The organism is Micromonospora sp. NPDC000207 (assembly GCF_040300925.1).
In the GTDB taxonomy this organism is placed as follows: domain Bacteria; phylum Actinomycetota; class Actinomycetes; order Mycobacteriales; family Micromonosporaceae; genus Micromonospora.
The window spans coordinates 21,714-37,568 of the sequence record NZ_JBEPEQ010000055.1 but is presented as its reverse complement, the minus strand read 5'-3'; the positions used below and the strand labels follow the sequence as shown (position 1 = coordinate 37,568).

The following is a 15,855-nucleotide window of genomic DNA, read 5'->3' as shown; positions in this document are numbered from 1 at the left end:
GAAGGCGGCGACCCCGACCCGGCGCAGCGCCGGTACGGCCGCCGCCCGCAGCACCGCCGGCACCAGTCGCCGCAGCGTGACGGGGACCGGCGGCAACGGCCGAGCAACGGCCGAGCCCACCGCCGCGCGGGTCACCGCCGCCCGGACGACCGCCCGGCGGGCAGCCGCGAGCTGAACGACCGGTACGCACGGCCGCCGGGGCGCCTCCGGCGGCCGTGCGTACCGCGACGGGGGACAGGTACGTAACGGGGTCACGTGCCGTGACGGGCGGCAGGTGCCGCGTCGGGCGGCAGGTGCAGCGTCGGGCGGCAGGGTGCCGTGGACGTGCGGCAGGTACCGCATCGGGGGGACGGGTGCCGCGTCGGGGTCAGGTCGCCACCCTCGCGGTGCCGGGCTTTGCGAGGATGCACCAATGGCATACGACGCGAGCACGCTGCCCGACGTGTCCGGACTGACAGTCGGCATCATTGGTGGCACCGGCGACCAGGGTCGGGGGCTCGCCTACCGGTTCGCCCGAGCCGGTCAGGCCGTCCTGATCGGCTCCCGTGACGCCGGGCGGGCCGCCGCCGCCGCCCGGGAGATCGCCGGACTGCCCGGGGTGGGCCCGGCCGCCACGGTCACCGGTGCCGACAACGACGAGGTGGCCCGGCTCAGCGACGTCGTGATCGTCGCCGTGCCGTGGGACGGGCACGAGTCCACCGTCGCCGCCCTCGCCGAGCCGCTCGCCGGCAAGATCGTCGTGGACTGCGTGAACCCCCTCGGCTTCGACAAGCAGGGGCCGTACGCCCTCACCGTCACCGAGGGCAGCGCTGTGCAGCAGGCCGCGCGGCTGCTCCCCGAATCCCGGGTCTGCGCGGCGTTCAACCACGTCAGCGCGCCTCTGCTGGCCGACCCGGATCTCGACCGGATCGACCTGGACGTGCTCATCTGCACCGAGGACCGTGAGCTGGTCGGAGTGGTCGCGGCGTTGGCCGCCCGGATCCCCGGGATGCGCGGGGTGTACGCGGGCCGGCTGCGCAACGCCCACCAGATCGAGGCGTTCACCGCCAACCTGATCGCCATCAACAAGCGGTACCGGACCCACGCCGGGATCCGGGTCACCGACCTCTGACCCCGGGCCGGCCCGCCCATCCGCCCCGCCGGTGCCGTCGCACGAGAAGGGGCCCCTCCGACACCACGGGCGGGTGGAGGGGTCCCCGCGTACCGTCAGAAGTTGGTGGTGACGCCGGCCTTCGCGCAGGCGGTGTTGAGGTCCTTGGCGGCCTTCTCGCCTGCAGTGTCGTCGTCGGCGGCGGCCCCCGGGTCGGCCTCGGCACCCAGCCGGACCACGTGCGTGCTCATCTCCTTGATGGCGGGGGCGACCTCGCTGTCCGGGCCCCCGGCGGCGACCGCGGCCGCCATCCGCTTCTCCATCTCGACCAGGATCTCCTTGGTCAGCGCCGGGGACGGCTCGCCCTCGGTGGCCATGGCCTCCTTGACGATGCGCTGCTGCATCTCCTGGAAGTCCTTGGAGATCTTCTCGCAGAGCTCCTTGTCGCTCAGCGTCTCGACGGCCGGGGTCGAGGTCGGGGCGGCGGCCGAGTCGGCGTCGGTGCTCTCCCCGCCGCCACAGGCGGTGAGGGCCAACAGGGAAAGGGTCAGGGCGACAGGAAACACGCGCAGTCGATTCACGGGCGCGAACACTATCCGCCCCATCGCTCGCTGGTCGCGCGGGGTCGCCTCGACGGTCCGCCAGCCGACGAGGGGCACCGGCTCGACTCCACGTCGAGCGGGTGCCCCTCGGGCGACTGGTGGACCGGTCAGAAGTTGACCTCGACCCCGGCCTTCTTGCAGGCGGCGTTGAAGTCCTTGCCGGCCTTCTCGGAGGCCGGGTTGTCCATGGCGGTCAGCGGGTCGGCGGCAGTCGACGCCTTCACGATCTCCGCGTTGACGGCGGTCAGGGCGGTGACCGCCTCGCTGTCGGGGCTGCCACTGGCGGCCGTCTCGGCGAGGTCCTTGGTCATCTGGGTCAGCAACGCCTTGGTCGCGTTCGTAGACGCCTCGCCCTCGGTTGCCGCGGCCTTGAGGATGGCCTGGGTCATCTCGGTGCTGGTCTTCTGCGCCTTCTCGCAGACCTCCTTGTCGCTGACGGGGTCGACGGCAGGGCTGGCCAATGCCGGGGTGGCGGCCGAGGTGGCGGCGGTGGTGGGGGTGGCCGCAGCCGGGGTGGCGTCCTCGCCGCCACAGGCGGTGAGGGTCAACAGGGAAAGGGCCGCTACGGCCGGGAACATGCGCAGTCGGTTCACGGGCGGGACAATATCCGGTTCCACTTCGGAGGATCACGCCGGACCGGCGGACCGAGTGCGACCCGCGCCGCCGCGACCCGCACCGGCCCGTGAGAAGGGGCCCCTTCTAGACCGTGAGCGTTAAGAAGGGGCCCTTCCTTGCACGGGGGTCAGAAGGTGTGTTCGGAGGTGGGGAAGTGGCCACCACGGACGTCGTCGGCGAAGGCACGGGCCGCCGTCGACAGGGCACCCGCCACGTCGGCGTAGCGCTTGACGAAACGCGGTGCCTTCCCGGTACGCAGACCGGCCATGTCCTGCCAGACCAGCACCTGGGCGTCGGTCTCCGGCCCGGCCCCGATCCCGACGGTGGGGATGGTCAGCTCTGCGGTGACCCGCTTGGCCACCTCGCCCGGGACCATCTCCAGCACCACGGCGAACGCCCCCGCCTCGGCGACCGCACGGGCGTCGGCGAGCACCTCCTCGGCGGCGTCACCGCGCCCCTGGACCCGGTATCCGCCGATGGCGTGCTCACTCTGCGGGGTGAACCCGATGTGCGCCATCACCGGGATGCCGGCCGAGGTGATCGCGGCGACCTGCTCCGCGCAGCGCCGGCCGCCCTCCAGCTTGACGGCGTGACAGCCGCCCTCCTTCATGAACCGTACGGCGGTGCGCAGCGCCTGGGTCGGACCCTCCTCGTACGAGCCGAACGGCAGGTCACCGACGACGAGGGCCTGCCGGGTGGCCCGGACCACCGCCCGGACCAGGGGCAGCAGCTCCTCGACGGTGATCGGGACCGTCGTCTCGTACCCGAAGACGTTGTTCGCCGCCGAGTCACCGACCAGCAGCACCGGCACCCCGGCCGTGTCGAAGATCGACGCCGTGTACTGGTCGTACGAGGTGAGCATCGGCCACCTCTCGCCGCGCTCCTTGGCCGCGACCAGGTCACGGGTACGGACCCGGCGGGTCACCGGACCCCCGTAGAGGGCGGTCACCTCCGGCTGCGTCGGTTCAGCCATGACTGTCTCCTTTCCTCGAGGCCGCTGGTGCGGTCCCCGGGTTCCGTCGCGATCGTCGCACCGGTTCCGGCGTGCCGACAGGGAGCAGTGCAGGACGTCACTCAGTCGCGTTCGCGCCACCTGTTGGTGATGGGCAGCCGACGGTCCCGACCGAACGCCTTCATCGAGATCTTCGTACCGGGTGCCGACTGGCGACGCTTGTACTCGGCGGTGTCCACCATCTGCAGGACCCGGTCGATCACCGCCGGGTCGTGACCGGACTCCACGAGCCCGTCCCGCCCCAGGTCACCGTCGACGTAGCCGATCAGGATCGGGTCCAGGACGTCGTAGTCGGGCAGCGAGTCGCTGTCGAGCTGACCCGGGCTCAGCTCCGCGCTGGGCGGCTTGCCGATGGAGTTCTCCGGGATCGGCGGGGTCTGACCCCGTCGGGCGGCGTCGGCGTTGCGCCACCGGGCCAGCCGCCACACCAGGGTCTTCCACACGTCCTTGATCGGGTTGAATCCGCCGACCGAGTCGCCGTACAGCGTCGAGTAGCCGACCGCCAGCTCGCTCTTGTTGCCAGTGGTCAGGACCAGCGGCCCCTCCTGGTTCGACAACGCCATCAGGATCACCCCGCGTACCCGGGCCTGGAGGTTCTCCACCGCCACCCCGGACAGCGACATGTTGGCCAGGAAGGTGTCCACCATCGGTTGGATCGGCTCGACCCGGTAGTCCAGCCCGGTCCGCTTGGCCAGGTCCGCCGCGTCGTCACGGGAGTGTTCCGAGGAGTGCTGGCTGGGCATGGAGACCCCGATCACCCGCTCCGGGCCGACCGCGTCCACTGCCAGGGCGGCCACCACCGCCGAGTCGATGCCCCCGGAGAGGCCGAGCACCACCGAGGGGAAACGGTTCTTGCGGACGTAGTCGCGCAGGCCCAGCACCAGCGCCTGCCACACCTCCGCCTCGTCGGCCACCGGTTCGACTGTCCCGCCGTGACAGGCCGGGCCGGTCGGAGCGGGCAGTTCCGCGCCGACGGTGACCCGGTCCACCCGCATCCCGGAGGGCGGTTCCTGACCGGCGGCCCCGGCGGGCAGTTCCGCGACGGCGGTGGTCGTCGCCGCCGGGAGTTCCAGGTCCTGGAGGACCAGGTGCTCGACGAACTGGGGGGCGCGGGTGACGAGGGTCCCGTCGGCGCCGACGATCATCGAGTCGCCCTCGAAGACCAGCTCGTCCTGGCCGCCGGTCATGTTGACGTACGCGATCGCCGCCCCGGCCTCCTCCGCCCGGCGACGCAGCAGCGGCAGCCGCAGGTCGTCCTTGTTCAGCTCGTACGGCGAACCGTTGACCGAGACCACCAGTCCGACCCCGGCGGTGCGGGCCACCGCGAACGGGCCCCCGGCCTGCCACAGGTCCTCACAGATGGTCAGCGCCACGTCGACCCCGCCGACGCGGACCACGCTGAGGGTGTCCCCGGGCACGAAGTACCGGTCCTCGTCGAAGACGCCGTAGTTGGGCAGGTGGTGCTTGAAATAGGTGGTGACCACAGTGCCGCCGTGCAGCACTGCGGCGGCGTTGCGCGCCCCCCGCCCCGGCTCGGCGTCCCCGCTGACCTGCGGCGGACCGTCGGCGTCCAGGTAACCGACGACGACCGCGACGTCCCCGAGGCCGTCGACGGCGAGGTCGGCGGCGAGCCGTTCCAGGGCGGCCTTCGACGCCGCGACGAACGATCGGCGGAAGACCAGGTCCTCGACCGGATAGCCGGTCAGAACCATCTCCGGGAACGCGACGAGCTGGGCGCCGCCGTCGACGGCCCGTCGGGTCCAGGAGCGGATCAGCTCGGCGTTGCCGGCGAGGTCGCCGACGGTCGGGTTGACCTGGCACAGTGCGAGACGCAGGGTGGGCATGACCCTCATCTTGCCCCAGCCCGCGAGACCAAACATCTCGGTGCGTCGGGGAGTGGACGACACCGCCACGGAGTCGGCTCCCGGTCGCGTCGACCGGACCCGTCCGGGGGTCCGCGTCGGGGTGGGACACCGCAGGACGGCTCCGCGCAAGGTCGCGTAACGTCTGCGTAACGGGGTCAATGAAGACTGTGCGGTCAGGTCGCGTCGACCGGACCGGTGGCGGACGAGAAGTGTCGCGGAGGAGTGGAAGTGGACCGTCAGCAGGAGTTCGTCCTCCGTACGCTGGAAGAGCGTGACATCCGGTTCGTCCGGCTGTGGTTCACCGACGTGCTGGGCACCCTCAAGAGCGTCTCGGTGGCCCCCGCCGAGCTGGAGTCGGCCTTCGAGGAGGGGATCGGCTTCGACGGCTCGGCGATCGAGGGCTTCGCCCGGGTCTTCGAGTCGGACATGGTCGCCATGCCCGACCCGACCACCTTCCAGGTCTTCCCCTTCGAGGGCGGGGTCAGCGGCGAGAGCGCCCGGATGTTCTGCGACATCCTGCTGCCCGACGGGGGGCCCTCCTGGGCCGACCCCCGGCACGTGCTGCGCCGGGCGCTGTCCCGGGCCGCCGACAAGGGGTTCACCTTCTACACCCACCCCGAGATCGAGTTCTACCTGTTGGAGAACGGCCCGGCGGACGGTTCGGTGCCGGTCCCGGTGGACACCGGCGGCTACTTCGAGCACACCACCCACGCGGTGGCCCGGGACTTCCGCCGACAGGGGGTCCTGGCCCTGGAACGGATCGGGATCTCGGTGGAGTTCAGCCACCACGAGGTGGCCCCCGGCCAGCAGGAGATCGACCTGCGGTACGCCGACGCCCTCACCACCGCCGACAACATCATGACCTTCCGGCACGTGGTCAAGGAGGTGGCGCTCTCCACCGGGGTGCAGGCCTCCTTCATGCCGAAGCCCTTCACCGACCAGCCCGGCAGCGGCATGCACACCCACCTGTCGCTGTTCGAGGGAGAACGCAACGTCTTCCACGACGCCGCCGACCCGATGAAGCTGTCGAAGGTGGCGAAGTCCTTCATCGCCGGGCTGCTCATGCACGCCCGGGAGTACACCGCCGTCACCAACCAGTGGGTCAACTCGTACAAGCGGCTCTTCCCGCTGGCCCTGCCGGACCGGATCACCGAGAGCCCGGCGTACGTCTGCTGGGGGCACCTCAACCGGTCCGCCCTGATCCGGGTGCCCGCGTACGGCAAGCCCAACTCCGCCCGGGTGGAGGTTCGGTCGCTGGACTCGGCCACCAACCCGTACCTGGCCTTCGCGGTGATGCTCGGTGCCGGTCTCAAGGGCATCGAGGAGGGGTACGAACTCCCGCCGGGCGCGGAGGACGACGTCTGGTCGTTGAGCGCGGCGGAACGCAAGGCGATGGGGTACGAGGCGCTGCCGGAGAACCTCGCCGAGGCGATCGACGTGATGGCCGGCTCGGAACTGGTCGCCGAGGTGCTCGGGGAGCACGTGTTCGACTTCTTCCTGCGCAACAAGCGGGCCGAGTGGGAGCAGTACCGCCGCGAGGTCACCCCGTTCGAGCGGCAGCGCTACCTGTCCCTGTGACAGCGCTACCTGTCCCTGTGGCGGCGGAACTGTCCCACCCCGGGCGTACCCTCCCGGGGTGAACCGGACCGACCGCCTGTACGCCCTGGTGGAGGAGCTGCGGGCGGTCTCCCCCCGGCCCCGCAGCGCCAGTTGGCTGGCCCAGCGATTCGAGGTCAGCTCCCGCACCGTGGAGCGGGACATCGCCGCCCTCCAGCAGGGCGGGGTGCCCATCTGGGCCGAGCCGGGCCGCACCGGGGGGTACGTCCTCGACCGGGCCCACACCCTCCCCCCGATCAACCTCACCCCCACCGAGGCGGTGGCGGTGGCCGTCGCCCTGCACCGCCTCGGCGGGGGTCCCTTCGCCGAGGCCGGGGTCACCGCCCTGCACAAGCTGCTGGCCGCCATGCCCGAGGCGGGGGCCGCCGAGGCCCGTCGGCTGATCGGGCGGGTCCACCTGCTCGGCGCAGGCCCGGGCACCCCGGTTCCGGCCGCCGTGGCGGGGGCGGTCACCGCCGGACGGGTGCTGCGCCTGGGATACCTCGACCGGGTGGGCCGCCCTTCGGTACGGGAGGTGGAACCGTTGGGTTACCTGGGCAGCCCCACCCACTGGTACCTGTTGGCCTGGTGCCGACGGCGGGAGGCCACCCGCACCTTCCGTACCGACCGGATCACCTCGGTCCGGACCCTCGCCGAGTCGGTGACCCGGGACCTGCGTCCGGAGGACATGCAGATCCCCCACGAGCGGGTCCGCTCCCTGACCCTGGTCTGATTCGGCGGGTCGCTCCGATCCCGACCAGGTTCTCGTCGGGAAACACCGACAGGGGGGTGTCGGGGCGGTGGTCGAGGCTGGTTCCTGAGCGCGCCGGCCAGGGGGCCGGTGCACTGGGGATCCCCGGAGGCATCATGTCCAGCACACCCGTCACCTGGTTCGAGTTCGGCACCGACCGCCCGGAGGAGGCGCAGCGGTTCTACGGGGAGGTCTTCGGCTGGTCCTTCGAGGAGCAGGGGGCCGTGGACGGGGGGTCGTACCTGGTCACCGGAGCCGGTGGGGGAACCGGGATCGGCGGGGCGATCCGGGCCTCGCACGGCACCCCGAACTACGCGATCTTCTACGCCGAGGTGCCCGACGTGTCCGAGGTGTGCCGACGGGCCGAGGCGGCCGGTGGCCGCGTGCTGGTGCCCCCGCAGACGGCCCCCACCGGTCTCACCTTCGCCCACCTCCTCGACCCCACCGGCAACCACCTGGGCATCTACACCCCACCCCCTAACCCACCCCCCACCCCCTAACCCACCCCCCACCCCCTAACCCACCCCCCACCCCGTCCCCCTTCCCCCCACCTCCGTCCTCGATGGGTGATCAAGGGATTTGCGTCAACCGCGGGCGCTTTCGTGACGCAAATCCCTTGATCAACAGGGGTGGCCGGGGCGGTGGGGGTGGCCGGGGTGGCCGGGGCGGTGGGGTGGGGGATGGTGGGGTTACTTGTTGGTCTTGTTTTCGGGGTGGCTGTTGGGGCCCGGACCCCAGCCGCCGCCGGGGAAGACTCCCGACTCGATCGCCTCGGTGATCGCGTCGGCCTGCTCCTGGGTGAGCTTGCCCTCCTCAACCGCCGTGGCCAGCCGCTCCTTCAGCTTCGCCGACCGGTCCTCAGGTGTGCCGCCGCGCTCACCCCCGCCGGCCCAGTCACCCCGGCCGGCCCAGTCACCCCGTTCGGCCCAGTCACCCCGTTCGGCCCAGTCACCCCGTTCGGGACGGTCGGCGGCCCGCTGCTCCCGCAGCTTCTCCAGGGCGGCTGTCACCTTGTCGGTCTCCACCCCCAGCTCCTTCGCCAGGGCCTCGGCGAACTCCGACTGGCGCTCGGCGTGCCGCTGCTCCCGGTCCGTGCCCGGGTCGGCAGTGGTGCTGGTGCTCGGGGACGGGCTGGGGTCGTTCTGGGCGAACGCGACGGTCGGGGCCGCGATCCCCACCCCGAGGACGCCGGCCGCGGCCAGGCCCGCCAGGACGTGCTTCTTCGACATGCTGCGGGACATGAACTCCTCCGACTCTCGTTGCAAGACTCCGACTCTCGGTGGCGGTCGGATCGACCCACCGTCACCGACAGTCCTGGGCGCAACCCGTGCCGTCCCTGTCACCCACCTGAGAGTCCCGTCCGGTACGGCGGGCGAGTCGATCACAGGGAGGAGTGGTCGATCACAGGGAGGAGTGGTCGATCACGGGGAGAGGTCGATGGACGGGGAGAAGGGGAGAAGGGGAGAAGGGGAGAAGTGGTCGATCGACGGGGAGGAGAGGTCGATCGACGGGGTGAAGTGGTCGATCACGGGGTGGGGGTCAGGAGACGGCGGGGGCGACCGTCAGGGTGCCGGCGGAGGCGTCGAGGGTGGCGGGGGTGCCGAGGGGAACGGTGAGCTGGCCGTGGCCGTGGCCGACCGGGAGCCCGCCCAGGACCGGTACGCCCAGGTCGCCGAGGCGCTCGGCCAGGACGTCGGCGACTGTGGTGTCCCACCCGTCGGCGCAGCGGGTGAACTGCCCCACCGCCACCCCGGCCACCTCGGCCAGGGCGCCGCAGCGGCGCAGCTGGGTCACCATCCGGTCGACCTTGTACGGCGGCTCCTGAACGTCCTCGATCAACAGGACCGCCCCGGTGAGGTCGGGGAGGTCCGGGGTGCCGACGGTGGCGGTCAGCAGGCAGAGGTTGCCGCCGAGGAGGGGGCCGGTGGCCCGACCGGGCACCCGGACCGGGCCGGTCTCGGCGTCCGGGTCTGCGGTGAGGGTCACCTCGGCGGTGGTGGTCAACGCGGCGTGCAGCGACTCCGCCGAACGCAGTGGGGTCCGTTCGTCCAGCCAGGCCGCCCCGGGGCCGTGCACGGTGGCCAGCCGGGCACCCCGCCAGAGCGCGAGCTGCAGGGCGGTGATGTCGGAGAACCCGGCCACCACCTTCGGGTCCCGCCGGACGGCTGCCATGTCGATCAGGTCGACGACCCGCTGCGCGCCGTACCCGCCCCTGATGGCGAGCACACCCCGGACCGTGGGGTCGGTGAAGGCGGTGTTCAGGTCGGCGGCCCGGAGGGCGTCCGCGCCGGCCAGGTAGCCGTGCCGGGCGTACGCGTGGGGGGCGAGGACGGGCCGTAGTCCCCAGCCGGTGAGCAGCTCGATGCCCCTGGCGACCCGTTCGGGGCGGCTGGGCCCGGAGGGCGACACCAGCATCACCGTGTCCCCGGGGCGCAGCGCGGGTGGGCGTACCGCCGGGGTGGCGCAGCGGTCGGCGGCGACCGGTCCGGTCGCGGCCGGGGCGGGGTGGTCCGGGCTCACAGCGGCCGAGCCTAGTCCGGCCGTCGGCCCGGAGGAGGCGAGAGGGGAACCCTTCCCTACCGCAGGCGTTAACAGGGGACCCTGCCTTGCTCGCGTAGGCGTTGAGAGGGGATCCTTTCTCGCCCGGCGACGCGGGGCGAGGGGCAGTGGGGGGACCGGATAGCCTCGACGGTGTGGGAACCGCGTTGGTGATCGAGAACGACCCGAACGACGACCCCCGACGGTTGGGGGAGTGGCTGACCGAGGCCGGCCTCGACCTGCGGGTGGTGCGTCCGCACGCCGGCGACGACCTGCCCGCCGACCTGTCCGGGTACGTCGCCCTGGTGGTGCTCGGCGGCGAGCAGCAGACGTATCCGGGACCGGACGGCACCCCGGGGGCAGCCTGGTTCCCGGCTGTCGAGGGGCTGCTGCGCAAGGCCGTCCGACACCGCGTACCCACCCTCGCCGTCGGTCTCGGCGCGCAGCTGCTGGCCGGTGCGCACGCCGGGTCGGTCGAGCCCAGCCCGGCCGGGCCGGAGATCGGCCCCGGTGTGGTCGGCAAGCGGGACGCCGCCGACGGTGACCCGCTGTTCCGGTACGTGCCGTTGATGCCCGACGTGCTCCAGTGGCACACCGACGAGATCACCGAGCTGCCGCACGGGGCGACCCTGCTGGCCGCCTCGGCCCGCTACCCGCACCAGGCGTTCCGGATGGGGGACCGGGCCTGGGGGCTCCAGTTCCACATCGAGTGCGACACGGCGATGATCGCCATGTGGGCCGCCGACTCGCCGCTGCTGGCCGACCTCGGGTACGACCCGGAGCTGGTGGTGGCCGCCTGCCACGAGGTGATGGTCGACGTCGAGGAGGTCTGGCAGCCGTTCGCCGCGCGGTTCGCCGCCCTGGCCCTCGGTGAGCTGCCCGACGCGGCGGTGCGGCCCACCCTGCCGCTGCTCGGGCACTGAGCCGGCGATGAGCAGACCGAACACCAGGCTCGCTCGCTACGGTTTCGGCACCGCCGAGGGGGAGGACGTCACCCGGGCCGCCGAGCTGCTCGGCCCGGACGGGCTCGGCCTGTGGCGTCCCGACGCGCAGGAGCCTGCCGACGAGCACGCCGCCGAGCTCCTGGCCGTGCTCTCCCGGGCCGCCGACCCGGATCTGGCCCTGCGTCAACTGCACCGCATCGTCGAGGCGGAGCGGCGGGCCGAGCCGGACGCGCCTTCGGCGGTCCTGACCGGGATGCGCGACGACCCGGGTCTGCGTCGCCGGGTGGTCGCGGTGTTGGGGGCCTCGTCGGCGCTCGGCGACCACCTGGTCGCCAACCCGGACCACTGGCGGGCGCTCTCCACCGCCGCCGACGGGCTCGCGCCGCTGGCCGACGGCCGCCTGGAGCTCGCCCACGATCCCCGCCCCGGCAGCCCGCCGGCGACCGGCCCGGCGGCGACCGATCGGACGGCGACCGGCCCGACAGGTGCCACCGCGCCGTCGACCGGGGCGCGGCCGTCGACCACCGAGCCGTCGACCACCGCCCCGTCGACAGGGGAGCCGGCCGACGGGATCCGGGAGTCCGCCGTCGGGCGGGAACAACCCCGGGTCTCCGGGCACCGACGTGGCGGTCCGACCGGCAGCGGACCCCGCATCGTCGACCTGCGTCGGGCGTACCGGCTGGCCCTGCTGCGGATCGCGGCGGCCGACCTCACCGGCGGTCGGGCCCTCGACCAGACGATGGCGGCGCTCTCCGGGCTGGCCGACGCGACCCTCTCCGCCGCGTACGAGATCGCCGTCGACGAACTGCCCGAGGGGACGCCCCGCCCCCGGTTGGCAGTGGTGGCGATGGGCAAGTGCGGTGGGAACGAGCTGAACTACGTCTCCGACGTGGACGTCATCTTCGTCGGGGCCGACGACGCCGACCTGGCCGCCGGCACCACGGTCGCCACCCGGCTGATCCACGTGTGCGGGCTGGTGGCCTGGCCTGTCGACGCGGCGCTGCGTCCGGAGGGCAACCGGGGGCCGCTGGTGCGTACCCTCGCCAGCCACCTGGCGTACTACCAGCGCTGGGCCCGGACCTGGGAGTTCCAGGCACTGCTCAAGGCCCGGCCGGCCGCCGGGGACCTGCCGCTGGCCCGGGAGTGGATCGACGCGCTCGCCCCGCTGGTCTGGCGGGCCGCCGAGCGGCCGGAGGCGGTCGAGGACGTCCGCTCCATGCGGAAGAAGATCATCGAGAACATCCCGCCCCGGGAACAGGAACGCGAGATCAAACGCGGTCCGGGTGGACTGCGCGACATCGAGTTCGCCGTACAGCTGCTGCAACTGGTGCACGGGCGCGGCGACGAGGCGCTGCGGGTGACCGGGACGATCCCGGCGCTGCGGGCGCTCGTCGCCGGCGGCTACGTCGGCCGCGCCGACGGGGAGGGCCTGCTGCGGGGATACCGGTTCCTGCGGACCGTGGAGCACCGGCTCCAGTTGCAGGGACTCCGCCGGACCCACACCGTCCCGACCGACCCGGGCGGGTTGCGCTGGCTGGCCGCCGCCCTGGACTACACGGCCGCCACCGGGCGCAGCGCCGTCGAGGCGTTCCGCGCCGACTGGGTCGCCCACGCCACCGAGGTACGCCGACTGCACGCCAAACTCCTCTACCGGCCCCTGCTGGAGGCGGTCGCCCGGGTCCCCGCCGACGGGTTGCGGCTCACCCCGCAGGCGGCCCGCCACCGGTTGGAGATCCTCGGCTTCGCCGACCCGGCCGGGGCCCTGCGTCACCTGGAGCGGCTCACCGGCGGGGTGAGCCGTACCGCAGCCATCCAGCGGACCCTCCTGCCGGTGCTGCTCGGCGAGTTCGCCGACGCCCCCGAACCGGACCGGGGTCTGCTCAACTACCGCCAGGTCTCCGACAAGCTCGGCAGCACCCCCTGGTACCTGCGGCTGCTGCGCGACTCCGGACCGGTGGCCCGCCGACTGGCCCGGGTCCTGTCGCTGTCCCGGTACGCCACCGACCTGCTCTCCCGGGAGCCGGAGGCGCTGCGGCTGCTGGCCGAGGAGAGCGAACTGGCCCCCCGTACCCGGGAGGTCCTCTGCGAGGGGTTCGTCGCGGCGGCGGCCCGACACACCGACCCGGTCCAGGCCACCCTCGCGGTCCGCGCCCTGCGCCGCCGGGAACTGGTCCGGCTCTCCTGCGCCGACGTGCTCAGCCGCGCCGACGGCATCGCCCCCCGGCCACCGCGCGCCGACGACGCCCCACGTCGCCCGGCCCCCCTGACCGACATCGTCGCCGCCGGCCGCGCCCTCGCCGCGGTCACCGACGCCACCCTCGCCGCCGCCCTGCGCATCGCCCAGGCCGCGAAGCCGGGACCACCCGGGCTGCGGTTCGCGGTGATCGGGATGGGTCGCCTCGGCGGGTACGAGTCGAACTACCTCTCCGACGCCGACGTGCTCTTCGTCTACGACCGCCCCGCCGACGTCGAGGAGAGCACCGCCAGCGCCGCCGCCCGCGCCGTCGCCGAGGAACTGCGTCGCCTGCTCGGGATGCCCGCCCCCGACCCGGCGCTGGGGGTCGACGCCGACCTGCGTCCCGAGGGCCGACAGGGTCCCCTGGTCCGCAGTCTCGCCGCCTACTCGTCGTACTACGCCCGCTGGTCGAAGGTGTGGGAGGCGCAGGCGCTGCTGCGGGCCCGGTTCGTCTGCGGCGACCCCGACCTGGGGGCCGAGTTCGAGCGGATGGTCGACCCGGTGCGCTACCCCCACGGCGGGCTCACCCGGGAGCAGGTGGTCGAGATCCGGCGGATCAAGGCCCGGGTGGAGCAGGAACGGCTGCCCCGGGGTGCCGACCCGGCCACCCACACCAAACTCGGTCGGGGTGGACTCGCCGACGTCGAGTGGGCCGTCCAACTCCTCCAGCTCCGGCACGCCGGGGCCGACCCGTCCCTGCGGGGGACCCGTACCCTCGACGCCCTGGCCGCCGCCCGCGACGCCGGCCTCGTCGACGAGGCCGACGCCACCGCGATGGCCGACGGGTGGACCCTGGCCGCGCAGGTCCGCAACGCCCTCATGCTGGTCCGGGGCCGCGACGGCGACCAACTTCCCCGGCACGGCGTGGAGCTGGCCGGGGTGACCCGCATCCTGGGTCGGGACGACCCGGGCGAGTTCCTCGACGAGTACCTGCGCACCGCCCGCCGCTGCCGCACCGCCATGCAACACGTGATGCAGGGGTGAGCCCCGGCCGGGGCAGCGAGGGTGCGGGTCACGGGGTCAGCGGGTGCTGCTGATGGTGTAGGTGCCCGGGTCGGTAGTGGTGAGGAGGGTCCAGCCTTCCGATTCGGACAACCGGGCCTGCGGTTCGGTGGTCAGCCATCGGCTGTGGCGGACGCGGACGAGGACCGTCTGCGCGGACGGCAGGCGCACGGTGATCGCCGTGGGGGTGTGCTCCACGACGACCGCCGGCTGCTCGACGAGCGGTCGGGCATCCTCGACCGCGTAGAGCCGCCAGTGCGGCGAGGTCCAGACGAGGTTCAGGTAGGCGAGCCCCCCGGTGACGAGGCGTGCCTCCGCGCGGCCGACCCAGGACAGTTCCGCGTCCGGTACGGCGACGTACTGGACCGCGTTCTCGTCCAGCCAGCTCCGGTAGCTGTCGGCAGTCAACTCGACGCCGGTACCGGGGGCACCGGGAACCGTGGTGAAGAACAGCGGGTTCCGCGCGATGTCCGCCTGCCGCAACCACCCACGGGCCAGGGGGGTGTCCTCCAGGTACGCCGCCTCCCAGTAGTTCTGCGTGGGAGGGATCTCCACCCGGCCGGTCAACTCCCGTTGCCGGAGTTCGTTCAGCAGGGGCGCGAAGTAGCTCCGGTCGCTCGTCGGTTCACCCATGCTGCGCAGGTCGGCGGTGACCACCGGCGGCTGCCACCAGCAGGTGACACCCAGGAGTACGCAGAGCGCGGCCACCCCGACAGGGCGGCCGCGCACCGGCCGGGGCAGCCGTACGCGTAGCGGACCGGGAAGCCGAGCGGCGGCGGCGAGCAGCGGCAGGCCGAACATCACCGGCAGGCGTACCGCGTTGAGGCCCACCGGGGTGTGCACGAGGGCTGCCACCAGGACTCCGGCGGCGGCCAACAGCGCCCCGACGCGGACCGGACGGTACGCCACCAGCGCGGCGACCAGCAGGCAGGTGACCATCGCGTGCACGGTGTCGGTGCGGCTGATGTTCATCCAACCGCCGTCACTGAACAGCAGGGCGGTCACCACCATGGGCACGGCGGCCGGAACCCCGAGCGCCAGACCTGCGGCGGGCCGGCGGGTCAGGACCAGTGCCGCGCCGACGAGACCGACGAAGAGCCCGGCCACGGGGCTGGTGGCCGAGGCCAGTCCGGCGGCGACCGCCGCACCGGCCAGGGACGGTGTTCGCCGTCGCATGGTGAGGGCCAGCAGGGCGGTGATCCCGAACATAACTCCGAGTCCGTAGGTCACCCGCCCGGAGGCCAGGTTGCCGGCGATGGTGACCACCCCGACCAGGCTGCCGAGGAGCGGCCGGGGCACCCCGGTACGCAGGAGGAGCAGAGCGAAGACGATCGCCGACGCGACCATCGCCACCACACCGGTGACCCGTACGCCGAGCAGCGTCATCACCGGCTGGGAGACCAGGCTGTAGCCGAACTGGTGGACTCCGCCGTACCAGCGCAGGTCGACGGGGGTCGGGCCGTGTTCGGCGAAGAACCCGGTCCGGGCCACCTGCGCGGACAGGTCCGACCCCATCAGGGGGAGCGCGAGGTAGGTCACCCCCAGCGCCACGGCGGTCAGGGCGGTCGCCCCGATCACCAGTCTCTGCCGCATGACCACCTCCA

Annotated in this window: 13 protein-coding genes; 6 read left to right on the top strand and 7 right to left on the bottom strand. The window is 73.0% G+C overall.

Features of this window, described 5'->3' with window-relative positions:
- Positions 1 to 412: 412 nt before the first annotated feature.
- The gene (gene npdG, locus ABT336_RS15575; RefSeq protein WP_350897281.1) at positions 413 to 1,111 is read left to right on the top strand and encodes an NADPH-dependent F420 reductase; all 699 of its coding nucleotides are present in this window, start codon (positions 413 to 415) and stop codon (positions 1,109 to 1,111) included.
- Positions 1,112 to 1,206: 95 nt separating this feature from the next.
- Here the strand turns inward: npdG and ABT336_RS15570 are convergent, their stop codons facing one another.
- The 4 genes from ABT336_RS15570 to ABT336_RS15555 all read right to left on the bottom strand — a co-directional run bounded on the left by ABT336_RS15570 (position 1,207) and on the right by ABT336_RS15555 (position 5,163).
- A complete protein-coding gene (locus tag ABT336_RS15570) occupies positions 1,207 to 1,671 on the bottom strand; it encodes a hypothetical protein (RefSeq protein WP_350897280.1) in 465 nt (154 codons plus the stop codon).
- 128 nt (positions 1,672 to 1,799) lie between these two features.
- Positions 1,800 to 2,285: a hypothetical protein gene (locus ABT336_RS15565; protein WP_350897279.1), complete on the bottom strand. Its 486-nt coding sequence runs from the start codon at positions 2,283 to 2,285 to the stop codon at positions 1,800 to 1,802.
- 149 nt (positions 2,286 to 2,434) lie between these two features.
- Positions 2,435 to 3,280 carry a 3-methyl-2-oxobutanoate hydroxymethyltransferase gene (gene panB / locus ABT336_RS15560; RefSeq protein ID WP_350897278.1) on the bottom strand — a complete coding sequence of 282 codons (846 nt, stop codon included), beginning with the start codon at positions 3,278 to 3,280 and terminating at the stop codon, positions 2,435 to 2,437.
- 101 nt (positions 3,281 to 3,381) lie between these two features.
- A complete protein-coding gene (locus ABT336_RS15555; protein ID WP_350897277.1) occupies positions 3,382 to 5,163 on the bottom strand; it encodes an NAD+ synthase in 1,782 nt (593 codons plus the stop codon).
- A 249-nt stretch (positions 5,164 to 5,412) separates the two neighbouring features.
- On the opposite strand from ABT336_RS15555, the gene glnA reads away from it, so the two are divergent.
- From glnA to ABT336_RS15540, 3 genes are all read left to right on the top strand, one after another.
- The gene (glnA, locus tag ABT336_RS15550) at positions 5,413 to 6,762 is read left to right on the top strand and encodes a type I glutamate--ammonia ligase (RefSeq protein ID WP_350897276.1); all 1,350 of its coding nucleotides are present in this window, start codon (positions 5,413 to 5,415) and stop codon (positions 6,760 to 6,762) included.
- A gap of 58 nt (positions 6,763 to 6,820) precedes the next feature.
- Positions 6,821 to 7,513 carry a helix-turn-helix transcriptional regulator gene (locus ABT336_RS15545; protein WP_350897275.1) on the top strand — a complete coding sequence of 231 codons (693 nt, stop codon included), beginning with the start codon at positions 6,821 to 6,823 and terminating at the stop codon, positions 7,511 to 7,513.
- 134 nt (positions 7,514 to 7,647) lie between these two features.
- Complete coding sequence (locus ABT336_RS15540) at positions 7,648 to 8,031, top strand: VOC family protein (protein WP_350897274.1); 384 nt, start codon at positions 7,648 to 7,650, stop codon at positions 8,029 to 8,031.
- A gap of 189 nt (positions 8,032 to 8,220) precedes the next feature.
- Here ABT336_RS15540 and ABT336_RS15535 read toward each other — a convergent pair whose 3' ends face one another.
- Together ABT336_RS15535 and ABT336_RS15530 are read right to left on the bottom strand one after the other, a co-directional pair.
- Positions 8,221 to 8,772 carry a hypothetical protein gene (locus ABT336_RS15535; protein WP_350897286.1) on the bottom strand — a complete coding sequence of 184 codons (552 nt, stop codon included), beginning with the start codon at positions 8,770 to 8,772 and terminating at the stop codon, positions 8,221 to 8,223.
- Positions 8,773 to 9,070: 298 nt separating this feature from the next.
- A complete protein-coding gene (locus tag ABT336_RS15530) occupies positions 9,071 to 9,946 on the bottom strand; it encodes a S66 peptidase family protein (RefSeq protein ID WP_350897285.1) in 876 nt (291 codons plus the stop codon).
- A 278-nt stretch (positions 9,947 to 10,224) separates the two neighbouring features.
- Here ABT336_RS15530 and ABT336_RS15525 point away from each other — a divergent pair, with 278 nt between their 5' ends.
- Positions 10,225 to 10,992 (top strand): type 1 glutamine amidotransferase, encoded by a 768-nt coding sequence (locus tag ABT336_RS15525; RefSeq protein WP_502891185.1) that lies wholly within the window; start codon positions 10,225 to 10,227, stop codon positions 10,990 to 10,992.
- Positions 10,993 to 10,999: 7 nt separating this feature from the next.
- Positions 11,000 to 14,233, top strand: coding sequence for a bifunctional [glutamine synthetase] adenylyltransferase/[glutamine synthetase]-adenylyl-L-tyrosine phosphorylase (locus ABT336_RS15520; RefSeq protein WP_350897272.1), 3,234 nt, complete (start codon positions 11,000 to 11,002; stop codon positions 14,231 to 14,233).
- A gap of 36 nt (positions 14,234 to 14,269) precedes the next feature.
- Here ABT336_RS15520 and ABT336_RS15515 read toward each other — a convergent pair whose 3' ends face one another.
- Positions 14,270 to 15,844 carry a hypothetical protein gene (locus ABT336_RS15515; protein ID WP_350897271.1) on the bottom strand — a complete coding sequence of 525 codons (1,575 nt, stop codon included), beginning with the start codon at positions 15,842 to 15,844 and terminating at the stop codon, positions 14,270 to 14,272.
- Between the last annotated feature and the right edge of the window lie 11 nt (positions 15,845 to 15,855).